The sequence below is a fragment of the Pseudoxanthomonas winnipegensis genome, from assembly GCF_030322905.1.
Classification (GTDB): Bacteria; Pseudomonadota; Gammaproteobacteria; order Xanthomonadales; family Xanthomonadaceae; genus Pseudoxanthomonas_A; species Pseudoxanthomonas_A winnipegensis.
This window is the reverse complement of the sequence record NZ_CP095475.1, coordinates 265,862-292,802: the sequence shown is the minus strand read 5'-3', so window position 1 is coordinate 292,802 and position 26,941 is coordinate 265,862. Positions and strand designations below refer to the sequence as shown.

Here is a 26,941-nt window from a genome sequence, read left to right as displayed (position 1 = left end):
CCGCAATGGAGGATCGAAGTGATGCCGAGCCATGCACTTGCAGGGACGCTGACGCTGCTGTCGCTGGTTTCCAGCCAACCAGCGCTTGATGCTTCGACACGCTATGAGCTCAGCGCCGAGACCGACGACGGCCGGATCACCGCGCTCGACGTGACCATCCGGCTGCAGGCCGACCCCTCCGGGCGGACCGTGATCGACTGGGCCGAGCAATGGGCGGGCGAGGAGCATCTGGGCCAGTGGGCGCGCGACATTTCAGTCGAAGGCGCGCGGCGCACCGCGGTGGCGCCACACGGGGGACGCATCGTGGACTCGGCGCCTGGCGCGCCGCTGGTGATGCGCTATCGGATCGTGTCGGCCCATCAGGCCGCTCCCGCTGTCTCGAACAGCAGGCAGCCGGATCCGATCGTGCGTCCCGACTGGTTCTACGCGGTCGGGTTCTCGCTCTATGCCCGGCCCGCCGGACGCGAGGACCTGCCGGCGACCTTCACCTGGCGCGGTCCGCACGGCATCGGCTTCGCTTCGGACGCGCAGCACCTGCAAGGATTGATGCACCGACCGCGCACGGGCAAGGACATTCGGGAAAGCGTGGCCATCGGCGGCCGCGGCCTGCGGGTCTCGACCATGCGGGTGGGCGGTGAGCCGCTGCGCGTGGCCTCCATCGGCCGTTTCGGTTTCGATATGGCGGCCTTCGCCCGCCTTGCGGGGAAGGTCATTGCGTCCGAGCGCACGTTCTGGTGTGACGACCAGGCAGGCCCCTTCCTGATCACGGCCATCCCCCTGACTTCGGAGCCGAAGCAGACGGGATTCAGCGGGACGGGCCTGGGCGATGCCTTTGCCACCTGGATCGGACAGGACACGCCGCTGCCGGATCTGGCCTGGTTCCTTGCGCACGAATACTTCCATAGCTGGAATCCCAGACAGCTGGGGCATACCGAAGACGCGACCGAGGCCCGGACGTACTGGATCAGCGAGGGGTTCACCGACTTCTTCGCGCGCAGGCTGATGCTGCGGGCGGGGCTGCTTTCGCCGGAGCGATTCGTCGAAGAGTGGAACGAGGTCCTCGCGCGCTACGCCCGCTCGCCGTATCGCACCTCGCCCAATGCCGTCGTCGCCGATCGCTTCTGGAAGGACGAACGCGCCCGCATGATGCCGTACCAGCGCGGGGCGCTGCTGGCCGCGGTCTGGGATCGCCGCTTGCGTCAGCGCTCCGGCGGGCGCACGAGCCTCGACGATGTACTCCAGGACCAACGCAGACGCGCGCAGGCCGATCCCGCGCTTGCGCTGCAGGACGCGCTGGTCGCGGCGGCCGCCCACGCCGGGCTGGACCTGCGGCCGGAGATCTCCAGGTACGTCGACCAAGCAGCGCCCGTGCTCCTGTCGGAAGACGCGTTCGGCGAATGCGCCCGCGTGGTCTCCGTCGACACGCCGGTGTTCGACAGGGGCTGGGACACCGAGGCGACGACGCGGCAGGGCGACGTCGTCACCGGGCTCGACCCTGCCTCCAAGGCCTATGCCGCGGGACTGCGGAACGGGATGAAGCTGCTCTCGCAGTCCGGCGGAAACCCGGCCGATCCACAGGTCGAGATCACGCTCGTGGCCCAGGACGCGTCCGGCCAGCATCGCCTGCGTTTCAGGCCCCTCGGGCGGGAGACGGTGAAGCTCCAGCGCATCGAGTTGAACGCCGCGCGCTTCTCCGCCAGGCCGGAGGCGTGTCGCCAGGACCTCGCCGGCTAGAGGCTGGCCGCGCGACGGCGAACACGGCGCCGCGCGGACCGCGCAGCGTCAGACCCTTTCCACCGCGATCGCCAGCCCCTGGCCGACACCGACGCACATCGTGGCCAGGCCCAGCCTGCCGCCGCCGACGTGCAACTGGTGCACGGCGGTCTGCACCAGGCGGGTGCCGCTCATGCCCAGCGGATGGCCCAGGGCGATGGCGCCGCCGTTCGGGTTCACGCGGGCGTCGTCGTCGGCCAGGCCGAGCGCGCGGGTCACCGCCAGCGCCTGGGCGGCGAAGGCTTCGTTGAGTTCGATCACGTCGAAAACCTGCAGCGGGCGCTGCAACCGCGTCAGCAGCTTGCGCACCGCCGGCACCGGGCCGAGGCCCATCACGCGCGGCGCGACGCCGCCACTGGCCATCCCCAGCACGCGTGCGCGCGGCGTCAGGCCGTGGCGCTGCACGGCGTCGGCCGAGGCCACGATCATCGCCGCGGCGCCATCGTTGATGCCCGATGCGTTGCCGGCCGTGACCGTGCCACCCGGATTCACCGGCTTGAGGGCGGCAAGAGTCGCCGCATCGGTCTGCGGGCGCGGATGCTCGTCGGTATCGACCACCGTCTCGCCTTTGCGCCCAGGGATGCGCACCGGGACGATCTCCTCGGCGAAGTAGCCCGCAGCCTGCGCCCGCGCGGCGCGCTGCTGGCTGCGCAGGGCCAGCGCATCCTGGTCCTCGCGCGACACGCTCGCGTCGGCCGCCACGTTGTCGCCGGTCTGCGGCATGGTATCCACGCCGTACAGCGCCTTGAGCTGCGGATTGACGAAGCGCCAGCCCATGGTGGTGTCTTCCAGCTTCTGATCGCGGCCGAACGCGCTGCCCGCCTTGCCCATCACGAACGGCGCGCGCGACATCGACTCGACACCCGCGGCGATCGCCAGCTCCATCTCACCCAATGCGATGGCCCGGTACGCCGCGCCCACCGCTTCCATGCCGGACGCGCACAGGCGGTTGAGCGTGACGCCCGGCGCCCCCTGGGGCAGGCCGGCCAGCAGCAGCGCCATGCGCGCGACGTTGCGATTGTCCTCACCCGCCTGGTTGGCGCAGCCCATGAAGACCTCGTCCAGCGCCGACCAGTCCACGCCGGGATTGCGCTGCATCAGCGCGCGCAGCGGAAGCGCGGCCAGATCGTCGGTACGCACCGGCGCCAGGCCACCGCCGTAGCGGCCGATGGGCGTGCGCACGGCATCGCAGAGAAAAACGTCCTGCATGGGAACTCCGTGAAGCGAGGGGGAAGTCAGGGCCGGGCCGGCGCGCGCGTGGCGGCCACGATGGTGATGGCGCCGGCCAGCAGCAGCGTGCCGTAGGCCAGCTGCGAGGCGGCCAGGGTCCCGGTCTTGTCGATCAGCACACCGACGATCATCGGCACGAACACGTTGCCCAGGCCGGCCAGCGTGGTGACCAGCGCGATGCTGCCCGCCGCCTTGGGGCCGGAGAAGGTGCTGCCCGGCAGGGTCCAGAACGGTCCGGTCGCGCCCAGGGTGGCGGCGGTGCACACGGTCAGCAGCGCGATTGCCGGGGCGGTGCTCAGGTGGGTCGTGCCAAGTACCAGCCAGGCGGCGGCGGCCGTGCCCAGGCACAGGGCCACGTGCCAGCGGCGCTCGCCGACCTTGTCCGAGTGGCGCGCCACCAGGAACTGGGTGACCAGGCCGGCCAGGAACGGGATCGAGGACAGCAGGCCGACGTGCAGCACGTCCTTGATGCCCGAGTTCTTGATGATGGTCGGGATCCAGTACGCATTGGCCGCCGCACCGCTGAAGACCGCCAGCGCGACGAAGGACAGGATGTAGACGCGCTTGTCGCCGAAGGCCTGCCACAGCGAGTGGTGCTGGCCCGGCGAGGCGGCGCTGTCGCGGTCCACGTCGGCCTGGACCAGCGCCTTCTCCGGCGCCGTCAGCCACTTGGCGTCGGCCGGCTTGTTGTCCAGGAAGTAGTAGACGACCACGCCCAGCACGCAGGCCGGCAGGCCTTCGACGATGAACAGCCACTGCCAGCCGTGCAGGCCAAGCGCGCCGTCGAACAGGCGCATGATCGTGCCCGCCAGCGGTCCGCCCAGCATGCCGGCGATCGGCAGCGCGGCCATGAACAGCGCGGTGACGCTGGCCCGGCGCGCCTTGGGAATCCAGAAGGTGATGTACAGCAGCACGCCCGGGAAGAAGCCCGCCTCGGCCGCGCCCAGCAGGAAGCGATACAGATAGAACTCGGTCGGCGAGCGCATCATCGCGAACGCCGCGCAGGCCAGCCCCCACAGGATCATGATGCGCAGGAACGTCAGGCGCACGCCGATCTTCTGCAGCCACAGGTTGCTGGGCACCTCGAACACGAAGTAGCCGATGAAGAACATGCCGGTGCCGATGCCGTACATGACCTCGTTGAAGCCCAGCTGGTGCATGAAGTCCAGGCGGGCGAAGCCGATCACGTTGCGGTCGATCAGCGCCACGGTGTAGCACAGCATGATCAACGGCAGGATGCGCCACTTGATCTTGCGGTAGGTGGCATCGGCCGGCGAGGGCTCGGCCACGCCGGTAGCGGAAGAGGGTTGCACCTGGGAACTCATCGGAAATCTCGCGTCAGGGTGTCAGGCGGCGCCGCGCCCCGCCAGACTGGCCGGCGGCGACGCGCTGCGTTAGGAGGAGGCTGCGGGCGGGCATTCAGTACTTGACGTGCAGGCCCAGGGCCAGGTTGTCGACCGTGGCGCCCACCGGCGCGCGCACCGGCGAGCCGTAGCTGGACGAGACGCCGTTGTCGATGCGCCCGGCCAGGGCGACCAGCGAGGTGTACTTGAACAGGCTGTACTGCACGCCGACGTTGTAGGCCTGCGCGCCCAGCCCGTAGGTGCTGCATGGCGCCGCGCCCGACAGCACGCAGTGGCCGGCGCCGGCGTGGATGTAGTTGGCCGCCAGGATCAGCTTCGGCGTGGCCTGCCATTCCGCGCTGACCTTCCAGGTCGGCACGGTGTAAGACTTGAACTTGCCGTAGGCCGCGGTCGGGTCTTCGGCGTACTGCACGCGCGAGAGGTCCACGCCCAGCTTGACGCGCTTGGTCTGGTAGGCGGCGCTGAGGCGCAGGTTGCGGTCCTGCGAACCGCCGCCCTGGTTGGTGATCGAAGTGGCCGCCGGCGTGGTGGTGGGCACGCCACTGATCACCAGATGGTTGGTATGCCGCTCGTACTGCAGCGCGGCGTACCACGGCCCCTGCTCCCAACGGATGCCGTAGGAGTACGCGCGGCGAGGGCGGCCGTAGTCGGGGCCGTCCCGGTGCGGCATGTAGCTGGTCCCGAGGGAGAAGCCGTTCCACTTGGCGCTCTCCCACTTGTAGCCGTGGCTGGCGCGGGTGACCCACGTCGTCGTCCCTGCGCGACTGCCCGTGCCGAAGGCCGCGCCGCCGAGCAACGCGGAGGTCGACACGAAATTGCTTTCGCTCACGCCGAGCATGCGCACCGGATCGCCCCAGTTGGACAGGATGCTGTTGATGCGTCCGCCGGTGAAGGTCCCCAGGACGCGATGCGCCACGTAGACGTACGCATCGCGGCTGCGGTTGAAGTACTCGCTGTTGTCGTAGGGCTCGGTGACCTGCTCGTCCAGGCGGAAGCCGACGTCCCAGTCCGGGTTGAAGCGGTAGTGCCCGCGCATGGCGAAGAACGACTGCGACCAGTTGACCCGGTCGGCATCCGGCTTGTCGGTGACGCTGCGCAGGGTCGTGCTGGTGTTGGACTTGGTGGTCAGGGTGCTGACCTGGCTGCCGACCGCGGTGTGCTGACCGAACGAGGTCCACTGGTACTGCGGATACAGGTTGCCGAAGAACTCGATGTTGGCGTCTTCGTTGCCGAAGGTGGCGGCATGGCCGCTGCCGACCATGGCCATCAGGCAGGCGCCGACGGCGATGCGATGGCGGCGCGGACGCGGCGAGGTGTTGCGGACAGGCATCGAGTTCCCTCCCAGGAGTGGATGCGAGAAGCGGGAGCGAGGCCGCCTGCGGCGGCACGCTGGATGGGTGAAGCGCGGGGCGGGCGCGCGGCGGCTCAACGCAGGCCGGCCGACCAGCGGGCGATGGCCTCGACCACCTGCTGCGGCTGCTCGGGCAGCAGGGCGTGGCTGGCGCCGGGAATGGTGACCACGCTGACGCGCGGGCCCAGTTCCTCGCGCAGCTCCTGGCGGCGATCGGCCGGCATGAAGGGATCGGATTCGGCCTGCAGGTCCAGCAGTGGCACCTTGCCGCCCGCGCTCCACCACAACGCCTTGGGCGTGGCATCGCTGGCGTTGCGCTGGCTGGTGCGCACCTCGGGGTGCCAGCCGTCCAGCCACACCGAGGCATCGTTGCCCGGCGCGAAGAAGGTCGCCTGCAGCTCCTTCAGCCGATCCTCGCGCGAGGTCTTGGGATCGGCGATACGGATGATGCTGGCCGACAGGGACTTGGGATAGGTCTTGGCCGCCGCGGCCGCGACCACCACACCGCGCACGGACTGCGGATGCCGTGCGGCGAGCATGCGCGCCACCCAGTTGCCGTAGGCATGCCCGACGACGATCGCCGGCGCCTTGCCGGCCTGGTCGATCGTGCAGGCCACATCGTCGGCCAGATCCGTCAGCGTGATGCCTTCCATCGGCCCGCGGCTGTCGCCCAGACCGCGCGGCTGCGGGCGCAGCACCTGGTAGCCCTTGGCGGCCAGGCCCTCGGCGATCGGGTCGTAATCCAGCGAGTCGCGGCCCAGCGACGGCAGCAGCACGATGGTCGGCCCCCGGCCGTCCACCACCACATCGATGCTGGCATCGCCGCAGGTCAACTGGCGATGCGCACGCGCACCTGCCGCCTCGGCGGCGCCCACGGTGGCCGGCAAGGCCAGACAGAACAGAACACGCACCCACGAGCGCTTCATCAGGCAATCCCTCCCGGTATTGCAGGCGCCGGCCGGACGCGGCCGCACGACGCCTGTGCGCCGCATCCCAGGGACGACGGCACGACGGACTTCAATCGGATGACCGGCCTGGCGCGGCCGGACGGTGTTAGTGGACCGGTCTTGGCACCGGCACCTGTCGCGTGCCGCGGGCGATCGCCTGGCGCGCGTCCTGGCTGGACATGAGGCCCTCCTCCTCGATGGCGTGGACCTGCGTTGCGCTGCAGGCGTCGATGGGGCGGAGTCTAGGCACGGTGTTTTTTCGGGCGCACGCCGTCGACGGTCAATCCAGCTATGGCGCGAATGCGATGGCTCGCACCCGCCCTGCCGATCGCCCGCAAACGTGAGGTTTCCAGGGGATTCAAGGCGTCGGAGCGGCCCTTATCCTTTAGTCGAAGGGCGCGTCTGGAGGCGTTTGGCGCCGTTGGCCATCGGGCGGTTTGCTACCCTCGTTCACCTGATCCAGCGCGCCCGCCGTTCCGTCATGCCCACACCCAAGGTCACCAATCTTTCGCTCGATCTGGTGACCGATCTGGGGCGCTGGCGCGCGTTCGTGGCGATCGGCGAGCTGGGCAGCGTCACGCGCGCGGCGCTGTTCCTGGACACCAACCAGTCGGTGCTCAGCCGCCAGATCAACGCACTGGAGCGCGACTGCGGCGCGCGCCTGTTCAATCGCACCGGGCGCGGCGTGCAGCTGTCCGAGCTGGGCGAACGCCTGTTCCCGCAGGTCAAGGCGCTGCTGGCCGACGCGGCGCAGCTGGAACGCGACATCCGCGGCGAAGCGCTGGAGCCGACCGGCCGGGTCACGATCGGCATGCTGCCGTCGATCTCGCAGGCGGTGACCGGCCGCCTGTTCTCGACCCTGCGCACGCGTTATCCCGCGGTCACGCTCAAGATCCTGGAAGGCTCCGGCGGCCAGGTCGAGGAGTGGCTGGCCGATGCCCGCGTCGATATCGCCGTGCTGTACCGCTATGGCACCTCGCTGCCGGAAGGCGAGCAGTCCCTGGCCGTGGTCGACAGCTATCTGATCGGCCGACGCGGCGATGCGCTGACCGCCGCCGAGACCGTGCCGTTCACCCGCCTCGACCAGCTGCCCCTGGTGGTCCCCAGCGCGCCCAACGGCTTGCGCACGGCGCTGGATGCGCTGGCGCGCAGCTGCCATATCGGGCTCTCGCCGGCGATCGAGGCGGACTCGCTGCCGCTGCAGAAATCGCTCTCCGCCGGTGACGGCGTCTACACGGTGCTGCCCATCCACGCGGTGTGGAAGGAACTGGCCGACGGCGTGCTGCAGGCCGCGCGCCTGGTGGATCCACCCATGCAGCGGATCGTCTCCATGGCGCTGAGCCGCTCCAAGGGGCCGGCCCGCGCGGTCTCGGCCGTGGCCAGCGAGATCGATCACGCGTTCCAGTCGCTGGCGGCCGAAGGCCTGTGGCAGCGCGCCTTCGCCCCGACCCCCGACGCATAGCAGACATGCCGGCGGACGCGTAGCGCGCCCCGTCGCCCCACCCTATAACGACCGATCGCGCGTCCGATGCGCGCCGTCCTGCGTTCGAACCGGAGTTGCCATGCCCCGCATCACCCTGCCCGATCCCGCCCACATGGATGCCGACCAGCGCGCGGTCCACGACCGCATCGTCAACGGCAAGCGCGGCAGGATCCAGGGCCCGCTGCGCGCCGCACTGCATAACGCGGAGCTGGCGGCGCGCTGGTCGGCCCTGGGCGAACTGCTGCGTTACGACACGTCCCTGACGCCGCGCCAGAGCGAGCTGGCCATCCTGGTCACCGGCCGGGCCTGCAACTCGCCGTTCGAGTGGCACGCGCACCGCCTGGAGGGCGAGAAGGCCGGCCTGTCCGCGGAGATCCTCGAGGCGCTGCTGGCGCAGCAGATCCCCGCGGGGGTGGACGAGACCGAGCACGCCATCGTCTGCTTCGCTCGCGAGCTCAACGCCGCCAACTCGGTCAGCGATGCGACTTACGCGCGGGCGCTGGCCCTGCTGGGCGAGAAGGCCGTGGTCGAGCTCACCGCGCTGGTGGGCTATTACACGATGGTGGCGATGACGCTGAACACCCACGAGATCCCCTTGCCGGAGGGCGTCGCGCCGGCCTTCGACCTGCCGCAGCGCAACGGCCTGTGAGCGGCTGGGACTGCCATGCGCATGTCTTTGGCCCGTATGCGCGCTTTCCGCTGGCCGACACCAGCGTGCATTCGCCCCCGCAGGCCAGCGTCGAGCAGTACCTGGCGCTGCTGCAGGCGCTGGACCTGCAGCATGGCGTGCTGATCCATCCCAGCGCCTACGGTCGGGACTTTTCAGCACTGTTCGACGCACTGGACCGCTTTCCGCAGCTGCGCGGGGTGGCCGTGGCGCGCGTGCAGGATGGAATGGACCTGCGCGGGCTGCGCGAGCGCGGCGTGCGGGCCTTGCGCTTCAGCCACCGCAGCGGCGGCGACTTCCCCGGCGCGGCCACGCTGGAGGATCTGAAGCGGCTGGCGCCGGCGCTGGCCGCGGCGGGCCTGCATGCCGAACTGTGGAGCGACACCGAGGCGCTGTCCGGCGTCACCGGCACGCTGCGCGAACTGCCCGTGCCCCTGGTGATCGACCACGCGGGCGGCTTCGACCTGGATGCAGGTGTCGACGCGCCGGCGTTCCGCGCGCTGCTGTCCTTGCTGGAAGGCGGCAACACCTGGATCAAGCTGTGCATGTACCGCAACCTGCTGCGCAAGCCGCAGCCCGAGCGCGGCCGTGCCTTCCAGCAGGCGCTGCAGCACGCGCGCGCGGACCGCATGCTGTGGGGCAGCGACTGGCCGCATCTGCGCGTGGAACCGGCGCCGGACACCGGCGCGCTGCTTGCGACCTTCCGCGACTGGGCGGGCGATGCCGCGCTGGCGCGCCGGATCCTGGAAGACCATCCGCGTGCGCTGTATGCCTGACCGGCACGGGGCGCGCGCAATACGACCTTGGTCCTAACGGCTATGCGCGCAGCCGCATAGCAGCTCTGCCTGGCATCGCGTCGGCGCGCGCGCAGGGGCTTCCTAGACTGGCCTTCGACGAATCATCAAGGCCTTGCCGCAATGGACGACCTGACCCAGCTGCGCGTGAAGATCCAAGCCCACGTGGCGGTGCTGACGCTGGATGCGCCGCCGGTCAACGCGCTGACCCGCACGCTCAACGACGAGCTGGTGCTGGCGCTGGACCGCATCGGCGAGCTGGATGAGGTCCGCGCGGTAGTGCTCACCGGCGCCGGCAAGGTGTTCTGCGCAGGCGCCGACCTCAAGGGACGTGCCGAAGTGATCAAGGGCCCGGGCGATCTGGGCGCGCACCTGCGCCGCACCCGCGAATGCTTCCACGCGATCCGCGAATGCGCCAAGCCGGTGGTGGTGGCCATCAACGGGGCCGCGCTCGGCTCCGGCCTGGCGATGGTCGCCTCCTCGGACATCCTGGTCGCCTCGGAGCGCGCCTCGCTGGGCCTGCCCGAGATCGACGTCGGCCTGCTCGGCGGCTGCCGCCACGCGATGCGGCTGTTCGGCCACTCGCGCCTGCGCCGCATGGCGCTGACCGGCCTGCGCGTCGACGGCGCCGAGCTCTACCGGCTGGGCCTGGTCGAGGCCTGCGTGGCGCCGGAGGCGCTGCTGCCCACCGCGCTGGAGATCGCCCACACCATCGCCGCCAAGAGCCCGGTCGCCACGCGCATGAGCAAGCACACGCTCAACACGATCGAGCAGCTGAGCCTGCGCGACGGCTATCGCTACGAGCAGGACATGACCGCCGCGATCGGCCGCACCGAGGACGCGCGCGAGGCGCAGGCCGCCTTCCGCGAGAAGCGCGCGCCGGTCTTTGTCGGCCGCTGATGCCCTCCTTCCCTCTCCCATCGCCGCCGCGCGGCGATGTCGCACGGATATCCCGATGAGCTCCAACGCACGCCCGCTGTCGGGCATCAAGGTCCTGGATCTGAGCCGCATCCTGGCCGCGCCGTGGGCCGGGCAGATCCTGGCCGACCTGGGCGCCGAGGTGATCAAGGTGGAGCGGCCCGGCGCCGGCGACGACACCCGCGCCTGGGGGCCGCCCTTCCTCAAGGACGCCGACGGCCGCAACACCGGCGAGGCGGGCTACTACCTGGCCGTCAACGCCGGCAAGCAGTCGATCACCATCCGCATCGACACGCCCGAGGGCCAGGACATCGTGCGCAGGCTGGCGGCGCAGGCCGACATCGTGCTGGAGAACTACAAGGTCGGCACGCTCAAGCGCTACGGCCTGGACGCCGACAGCCTGCGCGCCATCAACCCCAGGCTGATCTATTGCTCGGTCACCGGCTTCGGCCAGGACGGCCCGCGCGCCGAACAGCCGGCCTACGACTTCCTGATCCAGGCAATGGGCGGCCTGATGAGCGTCACCGGCGAGCGCGATGGCAAGCCCGGCGGCGGCCCGCAGAAGGTTGGCATCCCCATCGTCGACCTGATGACCGGCATGTATACCGCCGTGTCGGTACTGGCCGCGCTCAACCGGCGCCACGTCACCGGCCTGGGCGACACCATCGACATCTCCATGCTGGATGTCCAGGTCGCCTCGCTGGCCAACCAGGCGATGAACTACCTGGTGTCCGGCCGCACGCCGCAGCGCAACGGCAATGCGCATCCCAACATCCAGCCGCAGGACGTGTTCGCCTGCGCCGATGGCGACGTCATCCTGGTGGTCGGCAACGACGGCCAGTTCGCCAAGCTGTGCCAGGTGCTGGGCCAGCCCGCGCTGGCCGAGGGCGCCTTCGCCACCAATGCCGGGCGCGTGGAAGGCATCCAGGCGCTGTCCGCGCGGCTCTCCGAGGCCTTCGCCGGGTGGCGGCGCGCCGACCTGCTGGCCGCACTGGACGCGGCCGGCGTGCCGGCCGGCGCCATCAACTCGGTACCCGAAGTGCTTGAAGACCCGCAGGTGGTGGCCAGACAGATGGTCCGCCGCGTCCCGCATCCGCTGGGCGTGGAGGTGCCCCTGGTGTCCAGCCCGATGCGCTTCGCCGATGCGCCGCTGCAGCCACGCGTGGCGCCGCCGCTGCTGGGCCAGCACAGCGACCGCGTGCTGCAAGCGCTGGGTTACACCGACAATGACATCCAGGCCCTGCGGGCCAAGGGAGTGATCTGATGAAATTGCACTGGTCGCCCAAGTCGCCGTTCGTGCGCAAGGTGATGGTGGTGGCCCATGAGCTAGGCTGCGTCGAGGCGCTGCAGCTGCAGCGCTCGGTGGCGGCGATGCTCAAGCCCAATCCGGCCATCATGACCGACAACCCGCTGTCCAAGATCCCCACCCTGGTGCTGGACGATGGCCAGGTGCTGTTTGATTCGGCGGTCATCTGCGAGTACCTGGATGCGCGCTTCCACGGCGCGCTGTTCCCGTCCGGCGATGCGCGCTGGAAAGCCCTGCAGCAGCTGGCGTTGGGCGACGGGCTGCTGGACGTGCTGATCCTGTGGCGCAACGAGCGCGAACGCGCGCTTCCGCTGCAGTCGTTGATCGATGCCTTCGCGCTCAAGACCGAGGCCTCGCTCGCACGCCTGGAGCGCGAGATCGAAGCCCGCCCCGGCGCGGCGATCGACATCGGCCAGATCGCGATCGGCTGCGCGCTGGGCTATCTGGACTATCGCTTCGAAGAGGTCGCCTGGCGCGCGCGCGCGCCGAAGCTGGCCGCCTGGTACGCCACGCTGGCGCAGCGTCCGTCCTTCGTTGCCACGGAGCCGGCCGATGGCTGATGCCCATGCCCTCGCGCTGGATCGCGCCGTGGTCGTCATCGGCGCCGGCACCATGGGCGCCGGCATCGCCGAGGTGGCCGCCGTCGCCGGCCATCGCGTCTATCTTTGCGACACCAGCGAAGCGGCGCTGGACAGGGGCCGTGCGCAGATCCGCGCCAGCCTCGACCGGCGCGTGGCCAAGGGCAAGGCCAGCGCCGAGGATGCCGCCTCCGCCTTCGCCCGGGTGATCGCCGCGGGCCCGAGCGCGCCGCTGCAAGGCGTGGGCCTGGTGATCGAGGCCATCGTCGAAAACCTCGACATCAAGGTCGCTGCGCTGACCGAGATGGCCAGGCGCGTGGACGACGATGCCATCCTGTCCACCAACACCTCCTCGCTGTCGGTGACCGCGCTGGCCGCACGCCTGCCCGCGCCGGAGCGCGTGGCCGGGCTGCATTTCTTCAATCCGGCGACCATCCTGCCGCTGGTCGAAGTGGTCCGCGGCCACGCCACCGACCCGGCCCTGGTCGAGACGCTGGTCGCCACCGCGCGCGCCTGGAAGAAGACGCCGGTGGTGTGCCAGTCCACGCCCGGGTTCATCGTCAACCGCGTGGCGCGCCCGTTCTACGGCGAGGCGCTGCGCCTGCTGCTGGAACAGCAGGCCACGCCGGAGACCGTCGATGCGGTGATGCGCGAGTGCGGCGGCTTCCGCATGGGGCCGTGCGAGCTGATGGACCTGATCGGCCATGACGTCAATTTCGCCGTGACCCGCTCGGTGTGGCAGGCGTTCTTCCACGATCCGCGCTACCAGCCCTCGCTGGTGCAGCAGCAGCTGGTGGACGCCGGCTGGCTGGGGCGCAAGAGCGGTCGCGGCTTCTACGATTACCGCGACGATGCGCCGCGCCCCGATGTGCGCGACCTTCAGGGCCCGGCGCCGGCACGGGTCCGCATCGAAGGCGCGCTCGGCCCCGCGCAGGGCCTGGTGGCGCTGCTGGAACAGGCTGGCCTGAATGTCGAAAAGACCGAAGGCGCGGGCCTGCTGCGCGTGGACGGCGTCGCCCTGGCGCTGACCGATGGCCGCAGCGCCGGCGCACGCAGCCAGGCCCTGGGCGAGCCGGTGGTGCTGTTCGACCTGGCCCTGGACTACGCCGCCAGCAAGCGGATCGCATTGTCGGCCGCCGAGGGCACACCCGCTGACGTCATCGCCCAGGCCGCAGGCCTGTTCACCGCGTTGGGCAAGCAGGTCTCGCTGCTGGGCGACGCCGCCGGCCTGGCGGTCTCGCGCACCGTGGCCATGCTGGTCAACGAAGCCGCCGACGCCGTGCAGCAAGGCATCGCCTCGGAAGCCGACATCGACGCGGCCATGACCGGCGGGGTGAACTACCCGATCGGGCCGCTGGCCTGGGGCCGCCGCGTGGGGCTGGACTACATCGCCGCCGTGCTGACCCATCTGTCGCAGGGCTACGGTGAAGACCGCTACCGCGTCTCGCCCTGGCTGCAGGCGCGTGCGCGTGAGGTGTCGCATGGCTGAGTTCGTCAGCGTGGCCACGCAGGCGCGCGTGGCGGTGGTGACCCTGTCGCGGCCGGCGCGCCGCAACGCCCTCAACCTGCAGGTCAAGCGGGAACTGGTCGACGCGCTGGAAGGAGCGCTGGCCGACGCGGAGGTCGCGGCGATCGTGCTCACCGGCGCCGGCGGCTACTTCGTGGCCGGCACCGACATCGCCGAGATGGCCGACATGCAGCCGATCGATCATGTGCTGCAGCGCTCGGGACACCTGTTCGAGGTCGTGCGTCACGCCTCCAAGCCCATCATCGCCGCGGTCGAGGGCTATGCGCTAGGCGGCGGCTGCGAGCTCGCGCTGGCCTGCGACCTGATCGTCGCCGCCGAGGATGCCCGCTTCGGCCAGCCCGAGATCAAGGTCGGCATCATGCCCGGCGCGGGCGGCACCCAGCGTCTGCTGCGCGCCGCCGGCCGCTACAAGGCCGCGCTGTGGGCGCTGACCGGCGAGATGATCCCCGCCGGCGAGGCCTACGCCGCCAACCTGGTTTCCAGGCTCGTCCCCAGCGGCCAGGCGCTCGATGCCGCGCGTGAGATCGCCCTGCAGATCGCCGGGATGCCGCCGCTGGCCGTGCAGGCCATCCGCGAGGCCCTGCGGCTGGGCGCCGACGCCCCGCTGGACACCGCCCTCTCCCTGGAGCGCCGCCTGTTCGAGCGCCTGTTCGACACGGCCGACCAGCGCGAAGGCATGCGCGCCTTCCTCGAGAAGCGCGCCGCGGTCTTCAGCGGGCGCTGAGCGTTGATGAGCGGGCGTCCAAGCGGTTCGCTCGCCGTCACACCGCCCGCACATCGGCGGCAGGAAGCTGGCTCCCCGGGGCTGCTGGAAGTGCGTCATGCGACTGCTCTCCTCCCTGCTGTTCTTCGCGCTGGGCCTGTCGATCGGCTCGGTCATCAGCGCCGTGCGCGACCAGCCCTTGCCCGAAACCGCAACCCCGACCACCGAGCGGGTGAGCGCCAGCGGCGCGCTGCCGGAGCAGAGCGCGGTTCGGCCTGCGGGCAGCCCTGGCCCCAGCGCCGCCCCGGGTTCAGGCGGTTGCGGCCCGGATCAAGCCGCCTGCCCGGCTGCCGCCGAGGCCTCCCTGCGCGGCTGAACGACGCGGGGCCGGCGCCAAGTGCTTGCGTGGACTGGGAAAGCTGCGCATAATGCGCGGCTCGCTGCGTCTGGCTTTCGGCCGGATCAGGGTCAGGAAGCGCGATTCCTTGCCCGCCTGGCAGCGGACCCATCCCGTATCGCATGGCCTGACCGCATCGGCGGCATCGGCCGGGGCCGCCATCTCCCAGGCTATGGGCGATCAAAATTACATCGAGGTGCACAGATGTCCCGCGTATGCCAAGTGTCCGGCAAGCGAGTGATGACGGGTAACAACGTCTCGCACGCCAACAACAAGACCCGCCGCCGTTTCCTGCCCAACCTGCACGAGCGCCGCTTCTGGGTCGCCAGCGAGAACCGCTGGGTCAAGCTGAAGGTTTCCGCGCACTCCCTGCGCACCATCGACAAGAACGGCATCGACTCCGTTCTGGCTGAGCTGCGTGCGCGCGGCGAAAAGATCTAAAGGAGATCAATCATGGCAGGCAAGCGCGACAAGATCCGCCTGATTTCTTCGGCAGGCACCGGTCACTTCTACACGACCGACAAGAACAAGAAGAACACCCCGGGCAAGATGGAAATGAGCAAGTACGATCCGGTGGTGCGCAAGCACGTGGTCTACAAGGAAGGCAAGATCAAGTGACCTCACGGCGCGGGCGCGAGCGCCCGCCTTTGCCGTGAGGTCATCCCCGCGAAAGCGGGGATCCAGCGCCTCCAGAAAAAGCCCGCCGCAAGGCGGGCTTTTTCGTGGGCCGATGGTGGGGCACCGAGCTCGATACGCGTTGCTCGGTGGGAGCAACTGTCTCCCTCAAATCTCGCAGCCGCCTGCCTGTAGAGCGGAGCTTGTGGCAATCCCCTCTTGGGGACTCCGCTGCTCTTCGTTCGGTTTGTGGGGAAGGCTCCAGCGGAGCAAGCTCCGCTCTACCGGGGGAAGCCGCCGTGGCGGCTCCCACAACAGCAGGGGCTTCGGGATGACAGCGTCGACCGGATCGAGGCGTGCGGGGCTGCACCGGCTATCGGCGCGGCGCGCGGATCGGCAGAATCGGGCGATGACCCGATCCGCGGTGACTGGATGACCGAGACCTCTGCCATCGGCGGCTGGCTGCTGTTCCTGGACTGGGTGATCCGGCTGGCGGCGCTGGCGTGGATTCCCTCGCGCACCACGCCGGCCGCGGCGCGCAGCTGGCTGCTGCTGGTGGGCTTCGTACCGCTGCTGGGCCTGCCGCTCTATCTGCTGTTCGGCCATCCCTGGCTCTCGCGCGAGCGCATCCGCCGCCAGGCCGAGGCCTCGCAGATGATCCGCGACGAGCAGAAGCCCCTGGTCCAGCTGCGCTGGCATCCGACCGGCGACGGCGCCGACACCGAGATGGTGCCGCTGGTGGAGCGGCTGGGCGATTTCATGCCCACCCACGGCAACGCGGTAACGCTGCTGGACGACTACGAGGGCTCGCTGCGCGCGCTGCTGGAGGACATCGCCGGCGCGCGCGACCGGGTCCACCTGCTCTATTACCTGATGTTCGACGACCAGGTCGGCGATCTGGTGTGCGAGGCGCTGCTGCAGGCGGCCGCGCGCGGCGTGCAGTGCCGGCTGATGCTGGATGCGGTCGGCGCCAAGCGCGGCCTGCGCGCCTACACCGCACGCCTGCGCGCCGGCGGCGTGCAGGTGCAGGAGCTGCTGCCCGGCGGCCTGCGCTGGCGCCGCAGCGGGCGCATCGACCTGCGCAACCACCGCAAGATCGCCGTGATCGACAACCGCGCCGCCTATGTCGGCTCGCAGAACCTGGCCGATGCCGGCGCCTTCGTGCGCGGCTATCCCAACCGCGAACTGGTCGCGCGCGTGGAGGGCCCGGCGGTGTCGCATCTGGAGGCGGTGTTCGCCAGCGACTGGTACCTGGAAACCGGGCAGCGCCTGGAAGTGATCGCCACCACCCCGGTGCGCGACGCCAACGTGGCCGCGCAGCTGCTGCCTTCGGGGCCGGCCTATCCGTTCTCCAATGCGCGCGACATGGTGTGCGCACTGATCCATCTGGCCCAGCAGAAGCTGGTGATGGTCACCCCGTACTTCGTGCCCGACGACGCCACGCTGAGTGCGCTGCGCATCGCCGCGCTGTCCGGCGTGGACACCCAGCTGATCCTGTCGGCCAGCAACAACCAGACCCTGACCGCCTGGGCGCAGGAGTCCTACTACGGCGAGCTGCTGGCCTCGGGGGTGAAGATCGCGCACTACCGGCCGCACTTCCTGCATGCCAAGCACATGAGCGTGGACGACTCGATCGCGCTGGTCGGCTCGATGAACCTGGACATCCGCTCGTTCGCGCTCAATGCCGAGGTCGGCATGCTCTGCTACGACGCCGACGTGGTCGCCAGCATGCGTAGGATCGAGGCCGGCTACCTGGCCCAGGCCGAGCAGCTGACGCTGGAGCGCTGGAACAGGCGGCCGGCGTGGAAGCGCAGCCGCGAGGGCATCGCACGGCTGGCCGACTCGTTCATCTGAAGCCGCGCGTGGCGGCGGCGAAGCGCGTTGCGCGCGACGTCGATGCCGCATGCGCGGAAACGCGCGACGACCGCCGGATTGGCGCGCGGCGCCCCGCGCTTCAGTGCGGCCCGGATACCGCCAGCGCCTCGCGCGCCACGACCTCGGCCTGCCCGCGCAGCTCCGGGATCGCCAGCGACTCCCACAGCGCGCCGATGCGCAGACTGCCAATGGCCAGCAGCCCGGGCACGGGCTGGCCATCGGCATCGCGCAGGCGGCCGTTGGGACAGGTGTCCAGGCCGATGCCGTGCGGGCCGGGCGCGGCCAGGCCGCTGCCGACCAGCTCGGCCAGCAGCGGATTGCGCATGGCCTGCACGCGCAGCTCCACGCCGGTGGCGTTGATCACGTGGGCCCCTTCCAGGGCGAGGATCTCGCCGCGCGGGCCGTGGCCATGCAGCTGCACGCAGCGCGCGCCGGCCATGGCCGTGTCCAGCCGCGCGCGATGACGCTGCAGCTGGCCGCGGGCGAGCGCCTGTTGCAGCTGCGCGTGCACCGGGGCGGCGATGCGATGGCGGTGCACGTCCCACAGGCGCACGACGTGGCGCAGGAAGCGGCGCTGGTCGGCGGCGGACAGCGTGGTCCACAGCCGCTGCACGTGCGGGCGCAGGGCATCCATCGCCGCCTGCCACGGCACGCCCCGCGCCTGGGCGCGGGCGACCTCGCGGCGCACGGCGCGCAGGCGCGCGCGCAGCGGCAGGGCGAGCAGGGCCTGCACATCGACGGCCTGCGCCGGTGCGCCGTCGACATGCGGCAGCGGCATCAGCCCGTGGCGGGACAGCACATGCAGCGGGCCGCGATGCCCGGCCGCCAGCAGCGCCAGCGCCGCATCGACCATGCTCAGGCCGGAGCCGACGATGCACACCGCGGCATCGGCCTCGATGCCGTCCAGCGCCGCGTTGTCCCAGGCCTCGATCCGTCGCTCCGGCGGCAGCGAGCGCGCGCCGCGCGCCGGCAGCGGACGCGGCGCGTTGCCGGTGGCCAGCACCACCGCCCGCGCGCGCACCGGGCCGGCGCCGTCGAGCTGCAGCAGGAAGCCCTCGGCCTCGCGTTCCAGGCTCAGCGCGCGGGCCGGGAGGTGCTGCAGCGTGGCCGGACTGTCCGCACGCGCCTGGGCCAGGCGCGCGGCCAGGTAGGCGGCGAAGCGCTGCCGCGGTACGAAGGCCTCGGCGATTTGCGCGCGCGGCGTGTCGGGCTCGGCGTCCTGCAGCCAGTCGACGAAGTCGCCGGGCGCCGCGTCGAAGGCGCTCATGCCGCCGGCGCGCACGTTGAGCAGGTGCTCCGGTCGCTCGGTCGCGTGCGCGGCGCCGCGGCCCAGCACGGCGCGCGGCTCGAGCACCGCGATGCGCAGCGCCGTGGTGGCCTGGCGCAGCAGCTGGACCGCCACCAGCGTGCCGGCGGCGCCGCCGCCGACGATGGCGACATCGAACGGGCTCGCGCTCATCGGCGCCTGGCCTTGGCGGCCTCGGGCGGCGCCGTCTCGACCAGCGGTTGCGGGCAGCCAGTGGCGAAGAATTCGACCAGGAAGTCGATGAAGCTGCGCACCTTGGGCGCCAGGTGGCTGCGGCTGGCGTAGACGGCGAAGATCCGCAGCGGCGGCACCTCGTAGTCCGGCAGCACCCGCGCCAGGCGGCCATCCTCCAGCGCCTGGCCGACGATGAAGTCCGGCTGCAGGGTGATGCCCATGCCGGCGATGGCGGCCTCGCGCAGCAGGTCGCCGTTGTTGGCGCGCAGGCGCTCGGTCACGCGCAGGGTCTCGGCGCCGCCCGGCCCTTCCAGCGTCCAGGTGTCGCCGCCGGAGGAGTAGCGATAGCCGAGCACGCCCAAGCGCTCCAGATCGGCCACGCTCTGCGGCGTGCCGACCCGGGCCAGATAGGCGGGCGAGGCGCACAGGAACATCTGCGCCTGCGCCAGGGGCCGGGCGATCAGCGAGGGGGTGGGCTGGCGGGTGATGCGGATGGCCAGGTCGTAGCCTTCCTCGACCAGGTCGACCAGGCGATCGGACAGGTCCACGTCCACGGTGACCTGCGGATGCAGCTCGGCGAAGCGCGCCACCAGTTCGCCCAGGCGGGCGATGCCGAAGCTCACCGGCGCGTTGATGCGCAGCAGGCCGGCCGGCTCCAGGGTCTGCGCGGTGATGGCGGCCTCGGTCTCGTCGAACTCGGCCAGCAGCTTCAGGCAGCGCTCGTGGTAGGCCGCGCCGGCGCTGGTCAGGCTGACGTGGCGGGTGGTGCGGTTGAGCAGGCGCGTGCCCAGGCGCTGCTCCAGCCAGGCCACGTGGCGGGTGACGCTGGGCGTGGACATGTCCAGGGCCTCGGCCGCGGCGGAGAAGCCGCTGCGTTCGACCACGGTCGCGAAGACGCGCATGGCATCGATGGTGTCCATTGTTGCTCGCCCTGTAACAAATTCTGGCCCGGGGCACAGTTTATCCCCGAGCGTTGCCACAATAGGGTGGTGGCCTGCTTCCCTGTCGTGACAGGTTCGCCCATGAACGCCGCCGCCCGCCTGCCCTCGCTGTATATCTCCCATGGCTCGCCGATGACCGCGCTGGACCCCAAGCTGGTCGGCGTGCGCCTGGGCGAGCTGGCGCGCACGCTGCCGCGCCCGCGCGCGGTGGTCATCGCCTCGGCGCACTGGCTGGCGCGCTCGCCGCTGGTGGGCGGCAGCGCGCGGCCGGAGACCATCCACGACTTCGGCGGCTTCCCGCAGGCGCTGTTCGACATCCAGTACCCCGCGCCGGGCGCGCCGGAGGTGGCCGGGCGCGTGGCGCAACTGCTGGACCAGGCCGGCCTGGCGCCGCACATCGACCCGAACCGCGGCCTGGACCACGGCATGTGGGTGCCGCTGCGCCTGCTCTATCCCGACGCCGACGTGCCGGTGGTGCCGCTGTCGATCCAGCCGCTGGCCGGGCCGGCGCACCAGCTGGCGGTGGGCCGCGCGCTGGCGCCGCTGCGCGATGAGGGCGTGCTGGTGATCGGCTCGGGCAGCCTCACCCACAACCTGCACGACTGGCGCGGCGCCGACCACACCCGGCAGGCGCCGTACGTGCAGCCCTACATCGACTGGGTCGAGGCCACACTGCGCCAGGGCGACGTGCAGGCACTGCTGGACTACCGCCGGCGCGCGCCGAACGCCGCGCAGGCCCATCCCACCGACGAGCACTGGCAGCCGATCTACGTGGCCCTGGGCGCGGCCGGCGAGCGGTTCCGCGCCACGCGCATCGATGCGGGCATCGACATGGGCTTCCTGGCGATGGACATCTACCGCTTCGACGACGCGGCATCGGTGCAGGCGGCGGCGTAGCGCGCCGCGGCGACCCAGCGACCCGCCAGCCCCGCCGCCAGCCCGCCCGCCATCGTCGTTCCCGCGAAGGCGGGAACCCATGGACTTTGGCGCATAGCGCTTGAGGCGCTGGGTTCCCGCCTTCGCGGAAAAGAAGGTTTCTAGCCGCCCATAGCGCGAGCGCAAACCCAATCTCGTCCCCCGCGACACCCCATGCGAAAATAGCGCGCATGAGTGACGGCACCCGCCCGGCGGCAGGCAAGGACACGGGCGAGGGGCAGCGCGGCCTCGATGACGCCCTGAAGGCGCGCATCCGCGATACCTACGCCGCGCTGCGCGCCAATACGCCCGGCTTCACCACGCGCCGCGCGCAGAGCCAGATGATCGGCGTGGCCTCGCGCGCCTTGGGCAGCAGCGGCGGCGTCGGCGTGGTCGAGGCGCCGACCGGCGTCGGCAAGTCGCTGGGCTATCTGACCGCCGGCGTGCCCATCGCGCTGGCGGCCAAGAAGAAGCTGGTCATCAGCACCGGTACGGTCGCGCTGCAGTCGCAGCTGGTCGAGCGCGATCTGCCGGCCTTCCTCAAGGCCACCGGCCTGCAGGCCAGCGTGGCCCTGGCCAAGGGCCGCACCCGCTACCTGTGCACGCGCAACGTGGCCGAGCTGCAGGGCACCGCGCCGGCGCAGGAATCGATGTTCGGCGACGAAGGCGCGCTGTACGACCGCCCGCTGAGCCCGGCCGACGCGACCCTGGCCAACCGGCTGGCCAGGCTGTTCACCGACAACCAGTGGAACGGCGACCTGGACGCCGCGCCCGAGGCGGTCGGCCCGGCCCTGCGCGGGCGCATCACCACCAACGCCGCCGGCTGCGCCGGGCGCAAGTGCTCCTACGCCAATCAGTGCCCGGTGCTGAAGGCGCGCACCGCCGTGCGCGAGGCGCAGATCGTGGTCACCAACCACGCGCTGCTGCTGTCCACCCTGGCGCTGGGCGACAACGAGAACGGCCAGCCGCTGATCGCCGCACCCGGCGAGATGCTGCTGGTGCTGGACGAAGGCCACCACGTGGCCGGCGTGGCCATCGACCAGGGCGCCGCGCGCCTGCCGCTGGACGACATGGGCCGGCGCACCAGCCGCCTGCAGACGCTGATCGCGGCTACCTACCGGCTGGTGGACAAGGAGACCATCGCCAAGCTGCATCCCAACGAGGCGATCGAGCTGGCGGTCGGCGTCAGCCGGCAGCTCAAGGCCTTCCACGGCCTGCTGGAGGCGGCGTGGACGCCCGACCCGTCCGAGCGCGAGCCGCAGTGGCGCGCGCCCAACGGCCGGCTGCCGGCCGACTGGTCGATGCCGATCGAGGCCCTGGCCGACGACACGCGCAGCCTGTTGAACTGGGTCAGCGCCGCCGCGCCGCTGGTGGGCAAGGCCAAGCAGGACGACGCCACCAAGGAGCGCGTGCAGCGCAACCTCGGCATGGCCCTGGAGCTGGTCCAGGCGCAGTACGACCTGTGGGCCGGCTGGCGCCGCGAGGACCCGGACGGCGCGCCGCCGATGGCGCGCTGGATCACCCGCGACCGCGATGGCGACCTGGTGCTGCACTGCTCGCCGGTCTCGGCCGCGCAGGTGCTGCGCCAGCTGCTGTGGAAGGAGGTCGATTCGGTGCTGATGACCTCGGCCACGCTGACCGGCGGCAACGGCTTCACCGCGCTGGCCATCGACACCGGCCTGCCGGAGCACGCCGAGACGGTGACGCTGGAATCGCCGTTCGATCTGCCGCGCCAGGCGCAGCTGGTGGTGCCGAAGTTCCCCGCCGCGCCCGACGACCGCGAGGGCCATCCCAAGGAGGTCGCGCGCTATCTGGTGCGCGAGCTGGACTGGGGCAAGGGCTCGATGGTGCTGTTCACCTCGCGCTGGAAGATGGAGAAGGTCGCCGACCTGTTGCCGGTGAGCCAGCGCAACCGCGTGCTGGTGCAGGGCGAGGGCAACAAGTCGCAGATCATCGGCGAGCACCTGCGCCGCATCGCCGCCGGGGAGGGCTCGGTGCTGTTCGGCCTCAATTCCTTCGGCGAAGGCCTGGACCTGCCCGGCGAGGCCTGCACCACGGTGGTGATCACCCAGGTGCCGTTCGCGGTGCCGACCGACCCGCAGACGGCGACCCTGAGCGAGTGGCTGGAGAGCCGCGGGCACAACGCCTTCAACCTGATCGCCATCCCGCACGCGCTGCGCACGCTGACCCAGTTCGCCGGACGTCTGATCCGGACCTCGACCGACACCGGCCGGGTGATCATCCTCGACTCGCGCCTGCTCAGCCGCCGCTACGGCCGCCAGATCATCGACGCCCTGCCCCCGTTCGCGCGGGTGATCGGCTGACCGCTCCGCGGACGCAGCGGTTGTCGCCGTTTGCCGGTATTGTGCCTACGGTCACATCGCCGACGCTTCTTGAAGATGAGCGCCATCGCCCCCGCCCCCAAACGCCGCGCCGACGCCGAGCAGAACCGCACCCTGCTGCTGCAGGCGGCCGAGGAGGTGTTCACCGAACACGGCGTGCAGGCGCCGCTGGAGCTGGTGTCGCGCCGCGCCGGCGTCGGCCGGGCCACGCTGTTCCGCAACTTCCCCGACCGCCACACCCTGGTGCTGGCGCTGCTGGAGCGCGGCCTGGACCAGATCGAGGCCGAGGCCCAGCGCCTGGGCGACGATGCCGACGCGCTGGTGCCGCTGCTGCGCTTCGTGCTGGACCGGGTGGCGACCCATGCGCCGCTGGTGGACTACTGGCAGACCCAGGGCCGCGACCAGCCGGAGATCGAGGTGGCGATGATGCGGCTGGTGACGATCTTCCAGCCGCCGTTGCAGCGCGCGGTCGACGCCGGCCGCTGCCGGGCCGACCTGGTGCCCACCGACGTGCTGCTGCTGCTCAAGCTGTTCAGTGCCTGCGCGGTGCCGATGATGCAGCCGCTGGCGCCGTTCGAGCGCATCTGGGGCTTCGCGATGGACATCGTGCAGCCCGTCGCGGGCGAGGCCGACGCGGCCGGCTAAGGCCGCGTACGCCTGCTTTCGCCCCTCCCCTTTGCGCGCAGCGCAAGGGGAGGCTGGGAGGGGGTGCTTTTCGCGCAATGTTCGATGGTCAGCTCAGTACAGAACGCTGAAGCGCTGGCCGCTGTGCTTGGGCGATTCGATCTCGTCGAGCAGGGCCACCGCGTAGTCCTCGTAGGAGATGCGGCTTTCGCCCTTGGCATCGGTGAGGAAGGCGTCGCCGCCCAGTCGGAACTGGCCGGTGCGCTCGCCCGGGCCGAAGAACGCCGCCGGCGACAGGAAGGTCCAGGTGATGTCCTTCACCCCGCGCAGCTCATCCAGGAAGGTCGCGCCGGGCAGCGCCTCGGACTTGTACGCGGCCGGGAACTCCGGCGTATCGACCAGGCGCACGCCCGGGGCGACTTCCAGCGAACCGGCGCCGCCGACTACGGCCAGGCGCGGGATCTTGGCCGCGCGCACCGCGGTCAGCACGTGGTCGGCCGTGACCTCGGCGAACCTGGCGGCGCTGATGAAGACATCGTGGCCGGTCAGCTTGGCGCCCAGCCCCGCCGGATCGGCGGTGATGTCGCCCTGGACGAAGGCCACGCCCTCGGGCAGATCGTCGGCCGGCTTGCGCGCGATGACGGTGACGGTGTGGCCGCGGCGCAGGGCCTCGGCCAGAAGACGACGGCCGACATTGCCGGTCCCGCCGAGCAGAGCGATGGATGCCATTGGAGTAACTCCCTAGCTGGTTACGAAAAATAACCATGCCATCATGGGCGTCACGCCCGCGTCTGCCAAGAAGGGAACCCCACGTGTCCAGGTAACCCCCAGGTAACCCCGTCACCCAGGTCCCCGACATCCCCAATCCCGAATCCCCAATCCCGATCAATCCAATGACCCTGCACCGCTCCACCGCCCCCTACGCCGCCCACTGCCCCGTGCGCGATGTGCTCGACCGCCTGGGCGATCGCTGGAGCACGCTGGTGTTGCAGGCGCTGAAGGACGCGCCGCTGCGCTTCGCCGCGCTGCAGCGGGCCATCGACGATGTGTCCAAGCGCATGCTGGCCAAGACCCTGCGCGGGCTCGAGGAAGACGGGCTGGTCACGCGCACGGTGTTCCCCAGCAAGCCGCCGGCGGTGGAGTACGCGCTGACGCCGCTGGGCCGCAGCTTCGTGCCGCATATCGAGGCGTTGGTGGCCTGGGCGGAGACGCACCACGACGCGATCCGCAGCGCGCGCCGCCGCTATCAGGCCACGCCCGCGCACGACGCCGCACGCTGAGGTCGCGACCGCCGCGACAGGCGGCGCCGTCACCGGGTTGCGGGAGGCTTTGTCGTGTCGCTGGCGCGGCGCGGTCACGAACCGATGCGCGCCAGGACGCTACCCTGTGCGCATGACCTCTGCTGTGAACCACGGCTTCTCGCAGGACCACGCCGCCCTGCTCGATTCGCTCGCGGCCACGCCCGACCTGCTGCTGATCCAGGATCTGGACGGGGTGTGCATGGGGCTGGTGCACGACCCGCTGACGCGCACGCTGGAGCGTGAGTACCTGGAGGCGGCGGCCCGGCTGGGCGATGCGTTCGCCGTGCTGACCAATGGCGAGCACATCGGCGCGCGCGGGGTGAACGCCATCGTCGATCGCGTATTCGGCGCGCCCGGCCACGCCGCCGCGCACGGCGCCTACCTGCCCGGCCTGGCGGCCGGCGGCGTGCAGCTGCAGGACCGCTTCGGCACGCTCAGCCATCCGGGCGTCAGCGACGCGGAACTGGCCTTCCTGCAGGGCGTGCCCACGCGCATGACGCGCTGGCTCTCCACGCTGCTGCTCGGCGCGCCCTACCACCTCGAACCGCATCGCGTGGCCACGCTGGCGGCCACCTGCGTGCTGGACAACCCGGCCTCGCCCACGCTCAACCTCAACGCCCTGCACCATGCTTTGGCCAAACAGCCGGCGCTGTACGCGCAGCTGCAGCGGCAGGCGGCGGACTTCATGCAGGCGCTGCTGCGTGAGGCGCGGGCGGAGGGGTTGGACGGCGCGTTCTTCGTCCACTACGCGCCCAATCTGGGGCGCGACGACGCCGGTGCCGAGCGCCTCAAGCCGGCCGCGGAGGGCGATGCGGGCACCACCGACTTCCAGTTCATGCTCGAGGGCGCGGTCAAGGAGGCCGGTGTGCTGGTGCTGCTCAATCACCATGTGCACGCGCGCACCGGTCGCTGGCCGCTGGGCGCGGATTTCAATGCGCGGCAGGCCCCGCGCACGATCGAGGCCCAGGTGGCATTGGCGCAGGCGCAGATCGCGCCGGCCGACATGCCGCGCCTGGTCGGCGTGGGCGACACCGTCACCAGCGTGGCGCACGACGGCGCGCAGCTGCGCGGCGGCAGCGATCGCGGCTTCCTGACCCTGGTGCAGCGTCTGGGCGAGGCCTTCGGCACCGACAACCGCGTGCTGTTCGTGGACAGCAGCGCCGGAGAAGTACGACGGGCCGCGTTGGATGCGGCGCGCCTGTCGGCAGGCGCGGGCGATGCGGGCTTCGATCCGCGCACCGCGGCGCTGGGCATCACCGACGCGGACGATCCGCTGCGACTGGATGTGGTGTTCCCTAGTGGTCATGCGCAGTACGTGGAGTTCTTCTGCGCGCTGGCGCAGCGGCGTGCGGCGTAGCGGGGGCGAAGCAGCTGGAACTGCCGGGGCTGACACGTGGACTCACAGCGGCGCCGGCACCGGAGTTGAGATGGACCTCGAAGCGGGAGACCGTCGGCTGAACGGGTAACGTGCTTTCCAAGCGCTCCGCTTCTGCCCCTCCCCTTTGCGCGCAGCGCAAGGGGGAGGCTGGGAGGGGGTTGCTCTTGCTTCTGCAGCCAGTCGCTGTGGGTCTAAGGCAACAGCAACAGCAACGGCAAAAGCCAACCCCTCCCCGGCCCTCCCCTTCGCTTCGCGAAAGGGAGGGGGCAAAAGGCTTGAGCGCCTATCGCAATCCGGTGCCAGCGCGCCCTGCACGCCTGCCGTGCGCGCTGCTTTTGCCCCTCCCCTTTGCGCGAAGCGCAAGGGGGAGGTTGGGAGGGGGTTGCTCTTGCGCTGTTGCTGTTGCTGTTGCTCCACGCCAGTAGCAACGG

25 protein-coding genes are annotated in these 26,941 nt (G+C 70.9%); 18 read left to right on the top strand and 7 right to left on the bottom strand.

Features of this window, described 5'->3' with window-relative positions; all coding sequences use genetic code 11:
* Nucleotides 1-21 precede the first annotated feature (21 nt).
* A complete protein-coding gene (locus tag MWN52_RS01300; protein WP_286576206.1) occupies nt 22-1,734 on the top strand; it encodes a M61 family metallopeptidase in 1,713 nt (570 codons plus the stop codon).
* 48 nt (nt 1,735-1,782) lie between these two features.
* Here MWN52_RS01300 and pcaF read toward each other — a convergent pair whose 3' ends face one another.
* From pcaF to MWN52_RS01280, 4 genes are all read right to left on the bottom strand, one after another.
* A complete protein-coding gene (pcaF, locus tag MWN52_RS01295) occupies nt 1,783-2,982 on the bottom strand; it encodes a 3-oxoadipyl-CoA thiolase (RefSeq protein WP_286576205.1) in 1,200 nt (399 codons plus the stop codon).
* Nucleotides 2,983-3,008: 26 nt separating this feature from the next.
* A complete protein-coding gene (locus tag MWN52_RS01290) occupies nt 3,009-4,328 on the bottom strand; it encodes an MFS transporter (RefSeq protein WP_286576204.1) in 1,320 nt (439 codons plus the stop codon).
* Between the two features lie 94 nt (nt 4,329-4,422).
* Complete coding sequence (locus tag MWN52_RS01285; protein WP_286576203.1) at nt 4,423-5,697, bottom strand: porin; 1,275 nt, start codon at nt 5,695-5,697, stop codon at nt 4,423-4,425.
* A gap of 95 nt (nt 5,698-5,792) precedes the next feature.
* Nucleotides 5,793-6,644 carry an alpha/beta fold hydrolase gene (locus MWN52_RS01280; RefSeq protein WP_286576201.1) on the bottom strand — a complete coding sequence of 284 codons (852 nt, stop codon included), beginning with the start codon at nt 6,642-6,644 and terminating at the stop codon, nt 5,793-5,795.
* Between the two features lie 502 nt (nt 6,645-7,146).
* On the opposite strand from MWN52_RS01280, the gene MWN52_RS01275 reads away from it, so the two are divergent.
* The 12 genes from MWN52_RS01275 (at nt 7,147) to cls (ending at nt 17,508) form a co-directional block, all read left to right on the top strand.
* Nucleotides 7,147-8,127, top strand: coding sequence for a LysR substrate-binding domain-containing protein (locus MWN52_RS01275; RefSeq protein WP_130523965.1), 981 nt, complete (start codon nt 7,147-7,149; stop codon nt 8,125-8,127).
* A 100-nt stretch (nt 8,128-8,227) separates the two neighbouring features.
* Nucleotides 8,228-8,797 carry a carboxymuconolactone decarboxylase family protein gene (locus MWN52_RS01270; RefSeq protein WP_286576200.1) on the top strand — a complete coding sequence of 190 codons (570 nt, stop codon included), beginning with the start codon at nt 8,228-8,230 and terminating at the stop codon, nt 8,795-8,797.
* Nucleotides 8,794-9,591 carry an amidohydrolase family protein gene (locus MWN52_RS01265; RefSeq protein WP_286576199.1) on the top strand — a complete coding sequence of 266 codons (798 nt, stop codon included), beginning with the start codon at nt 8,794-8,796 and terminating at the stop codon, nt 9,589-9,591. The genes MWN52_RS01270 and MWN52_RS01265 overlap by 4 nt, the downstream gene beginning before the upstream one ends.
* A gap of 141 nt (nt 9,592-9,732) precedes the next feature.
* Nucleotides 9,733-10,509, top strand: a complete 777-nt coding sequence (locus MWN52_RS01260) for an enoyl-CoA hydratase/isomerase family protein (RefSeq protein ID WP_286576198.1) — start codon at nt 9,733-9,735, stop codon at nt 10,507-10,509.
* Nucleotides 10,510-10,564: 55 nt separating this feature from the next.
* Nucleotides 10,565-11,791, top strand: a complete 1,227-nt coding sequence (locus MWN52_RS01255; protein ID WP_286576197.1) for a CaiB/BaiF CoA transferase family protein — start codon at nt 10,565-10,567, stop codon at nt 11,789-11,791.
* A complete protein-coding gene (locus MWN52_RS01250) occupies nt 11,791-12,393 on the top strand; it encodes a glutathione S-transferase family protein (RefSeq protein WP_286576195.1) in 603 nt (200 codons plus the stop codon). The genes MWN52_RS01255 and MWN52_RS01250 overlap by 1 nt, the downstream gene beginning before the upstream one ends.
* Complete coding sequence (locus MWN52_RS01245; RefSeq protein ID WP_286576194.1) at nt 12,386-13,900, top strand: 3-hydroxyacyl-CoA dehydrogenase; 1,515 nt, start codon at nt 12,386-12,388, stop codon at nt 13,898-13,900. Before MWN52_RS01250 ends, MWN52_RS01245 begins: the two co-directional genes overlap by 8 nt.
* Nucleotides 13,893-14,663 carry an enoyl-CoA hydratase-related protein gene (locus tag MWN52_RS01240; RefSeq protein ID WP_286576192.1) on the top strand — a complete coding sequence of 257 codons (771 nt, stop codon included), beginning with the start codon at nt 13,893-13,895 and terminating at the stop codon, nt 14,661-14,663. Before MWN52_RS01245 ends, MWN52_RS01240 begins: the two co-directional genes overlap by 8 nt.
* A gap of 97 nt (nt 14,664-14,760) precedes the next feature.
* Nucleotides 14,761-15,018, top strand: coding sequence for a hypothetical protein (locus MWN52_RS01235; RefSeq protein ID WP_286576191.1), 258 nt, complete (start codon nt 14,761-14,763; stop codon nt 15,016-15,018).
* A 225-nt stretch (nt 15,019-15,243) separates the two neighbouring features.
* The gene (rpmB, locus tag MWN52_RS01230) at nt 15,244-15,480 is read left to right on the top strand and encodes a 50S ribosomal protein L28 (protein ID WP_014159265.1); all 237 of its coding nucleotides are present in this window, start codon (nt 15,244-15,246) and stop codon (nt 15,478-15,480) included.
* A gap of 9 nt (nt 15,481-15,489) precedes the next feature.
* Nucleotides 15,490-15,657, top strand: coding sequence for a 50S ribosomal protein L33 (gene rpmG, locus MWN52_RS01225; protein WP_122231031.1), 168 nt, complete (start codon nt 15,490-15,492; stop codon nt 15,655-15,657).
* Nucleotides 15,658-16,086: 429 nt separating this feature from the next.
* Nucleotides 16,087-17,508, top strand: a complete 1,422-nt coding sequence (gene cls, locus MWN52_RS01220; protein ID WP_130514676.1) for a cardiolipin synthase — start codon at nt 16,087-16,089, stop codon at nt 17,506-17,508.
* Nucleotides 17,509-17,608: 100 nt separating this feature from the next.
* Here cls and MWN52_RS01215 read toward each other — a convergent pair whose 3' ends face one another.
* Nucleotides 17,609-18,988 carry an FAD/NAD(P)-binding protein gene (locus MWN52_RS01215; protein ID WP_286576188.1) on the bottom strand — a complete coding sequence of 460 codons (1,380 nt, stop codon included), beginning with the start codon at nt 18,986-18,988 and terminating at the stop codon, nt 17,609-17,611.
* Nucleotides 18,985-19,929: a LysR family transcriptional regulator gene (locus MWN52_RS01210; protein ID WP_286576187.1), complete on the bottom strand. Its 945-nt coding sequence runs from the start codon at nt 19,927-19,929 to the stop codon at nt 18,985-18,987. Before MWN52_RS01210 ends, MWN52_RS01215 begins: the two co-directional genes overlap by 4 nt.
* A gap of 102 nt (nt 19,930-20,031) precedes the next feature.
* On the opposite strand from MWN52_RS01210, the gene MWN52_RS01205 reads away from it, so the two are divergent.
* The 3 genes from MWN52_RS01205 (at nt 20,032) to MWN52_RS01195 (ending at nt 23,852) form a co-directional block, all read left to right on the top strand.
* Nucleotides 20,032-20,847, top strand: a complete 816-nt coding sequence (locus MWN52_RS01205; RefSeq protein ID WP_286576186.1) for a dioxygenase family protein — start codon at nt 20,032-20,034, stop codon at nt 20,845-20,847.
* Nucleotides 20,848-21,056: 209 nt separating this feature from the next.
* Nucleotides 21,057-23,189, top strand: coding sequence for an ATP-dependent DNA helicase DinG (dinG, locus tag MWN52_RS01200; protein WP_286576185.1), 2,133 nt, complete (start codon nt 21,057-21,059; stop codon nt 23,187-23,189).
* A 75-nt stretch (nt 23,190-23,264) separates the two neighbouring features.
* Nucleotides 23,265-23,852: a TetR/AcrR family transcriptional regulator gene (locus tag MWN52_RS01195; protein WP_130514671.1), complete on the top strand. Its 588-nt coding sequence runs from the start codon at nt 23,265-23,267 to the stop codon at nt 23,850-23,852.
* Nucleotides 23,853-23,945: 93 nt separating this feature from the next.
* Here MWN52_RS01195 and MWN52_RS01190 read toward each other — a convergent pair whose 3' ends face one another.
* Entirely contained in the window at nt 23,946-24,560 is a 615-nt protein-coding gene (locus MWN52_RS01190; RefSeq protein ID WP_286576184.1) for an NAD(P)-dependent oxidoreductase, read from the bottom strand.
* Nucleotides 24,561-24,724: 164 nt separating this feature from the next.
* Between MWN52_RS01190 and MWN52_RS01185 the strand changes: the two genes are divergently transcribed.
* Nucleotides 24,725-25,111 (top strand): winged helix-turn-helix transcriptional regulator, encoded by a 387-nt coding sequence (locus tag MWN52_RS01185; protein WP_286576181.1) that lies wholly within the window; start codon nt 24,725-24,727, stop codon nt 25,109-25,111.
* A 112-nt stretch (nt 25,112-25,223) separates the two neighbouring features.
* Complete coding sequence (gene stpA / locus MWN52_RS01180; RefSeq protein WP_286576179.1) at nt 25,224-26,489, top strand: glucosylglycerol 3-phosphatase; 1,266 nt, start codon at nt 25,224-25,226, stop codon at nt 26,487-26,489.
* Nucleotides 26,490-26,941 lie beyond the last annotated feature (452 nt).

Excerpts from the sequence above, each read along its gene's own strand:
- MWN52_RS01280 (WP_286576201.1), bottom strand. The coding sequence starts at position 6,644 with ATGAAGCGCTCGTGGGTGCGTGTTCTGTTCTGTCTGGCCTTGCCGGCC.
- stpA (WP_286576179.1), top strand. The coding sequence starts at position 25,224 with ATGACCTCTGCTGTGAACCACGGCTTCTCGCAGGACCACGCCGCCCTG.
- rpmB (WP_014159265.1), top strand. The coding sequence starts at position 15,244 with ATGTCCCGCGTATGCCAAGTGTCCGGCAAGCGAGTGATGACGGGTAAC.
- MWN52_RS01255 (WP_286576197.1), top strand. The coding sequence starts at position 10,565 with ATGAGCTCCAACGCACGCCCGCTGTCGGGCATCAAGGTCCTGGATCTG.
- dinG (WP_286576185.1), top strand. The coding sequence starts at position 21,057 with ATGAGTGACGGCACCCGCCCGGCGGCAGGCAAGGACACGGGCGAGGGG.
- MWN52_RS01185 (WP_286576181.1), top strand. The coding sequence starts at position 24,725 with ATGACCCTGCACCGCTCCACCGCCCCCTACGCCGCCCACTGCCCCGTG.
- MWN52_RS01210 (WP_286576187.1), bottom strand. The coding sequence starts at position 19,929 with ATGGACACCATCGATGCCATGCGCGTCTTCGCGACCGTGGTCGAACGC.
- MWN52_RS01270 (WP_286576200.1), top strand. The coding sequence starts at position 8,228 with ATGCCCCGCATCACCCTGCCCGATCCCGCCCACATGGATGCCGACCAG.
- MWN52_RS01260 (WP_286576198.1), top strand. The coding sequence starts at position 9,733 with ATGGACGACCTGACCCAGCTGCGCGTGAAGATCCAAGCCCACGTGGCG.
- MWN52_RS01300 (WP_286576206.1), top strand. The coding sequence starts at position 22 with ATGCCGAGCCATGCACTTGCAGGGACGCTGACGCTGCTGTCGCTGGTT.
- MWN52_RS01240 (WP_286576192.1), top strand. The coding sequence starts at position 13,893 with ATGGCTGAGTTCGTCAGCGTGGCCACGCAGGCGCGCGTGGCGGTGGTG.
- MWN52_RS01235 (WP_286576191.1), top strand. The coding sequence starts at position 14,761 with ATGCGACTGCTCTCCTCCCTGCTGTTCTTCGCGCTGGGCCTGTCGATC.
- MWN52_RS01195 (WP_130514671.1), top strand. The coding sequence starts at position 23,265 with ATGAGCGCCATCGCCCCCGCCCCCAAACGCCGCGCCGACGCCGAGCAG.
- pcaF (WP_286576205.1), bottom strand. The coding sequence starts at position 2,982 with ATGCAGGACGTTTTTCTCTGCGATGCCGTGCGCACGCCCATCGGCCGC.
- MWN52_RS01205 (WP_286576186.1), top strand. The coding sequence starts at position 20,032 with ATGAACGCCGCCGCCCGCCTGCCCTCGCTGTATATCTCCCATGGCTCG.
- MWN52_RS01285 (WP_286576203.1), bottom strand. The coding sequence starts at position 5,697 with ATGCCTGTCCGCAACACCTCGCCGCGTCCGCGCCGCCATCGCATCGCC.
- MWN52_RS01215 (WP_286576188.1), bottom strand. The coding sequence starts at position 18,988 with ATGAGCGCGAGCCCGTTCGATGTCGCCATCGTCGGCGGCGGCGCCGCC.
- cls (WP_130514676.1), top strand. The coding sequence starts at position 16,087 with ATGACCGAGACCTCTGCCATCGGCGGCTGGCTGCTGTTCCTGGACTGG.
- MWN52_RS01245 (WP_286576194.1), top strand. The coding sequence starts at position 12,386 with ATGGCTGATGCCCATGCCCTCGCGCTGGATCGCGCCGTGGTCGTCATC.
- MWN52_RS01190 (WP_286576184.1), bottom strand. The coding sequence starts at position 24,560 with ATGGCATCCATCGCTCTGCTCGGCGGGACCGGCAATGTCGGCCGTCGT.
- MWN52_RS01275 (WP_130523965.1), top strand. The coding sequence starts at position 7,147 with ATGCCCACACCCAAGGTCACCAATCTTTCGCTCGATCTGGTGACCGAT.
- MWN52_RS01250 (WP_286576195.1), top strand. The coding sequence starts at position 11,791 with ATGAAATTGCACTGGTCGCCCAAGTCGCCGTTCGTGCGCAAGGTGATG.
- MWN52_RS01290 (WP_286576204.1), bottom strand. The coding sequence starts at position 4,328 with ATGAGTTCCCAGGTGCAACCCTCTTCCGCTACCGGCGTGGCCGAGCCC.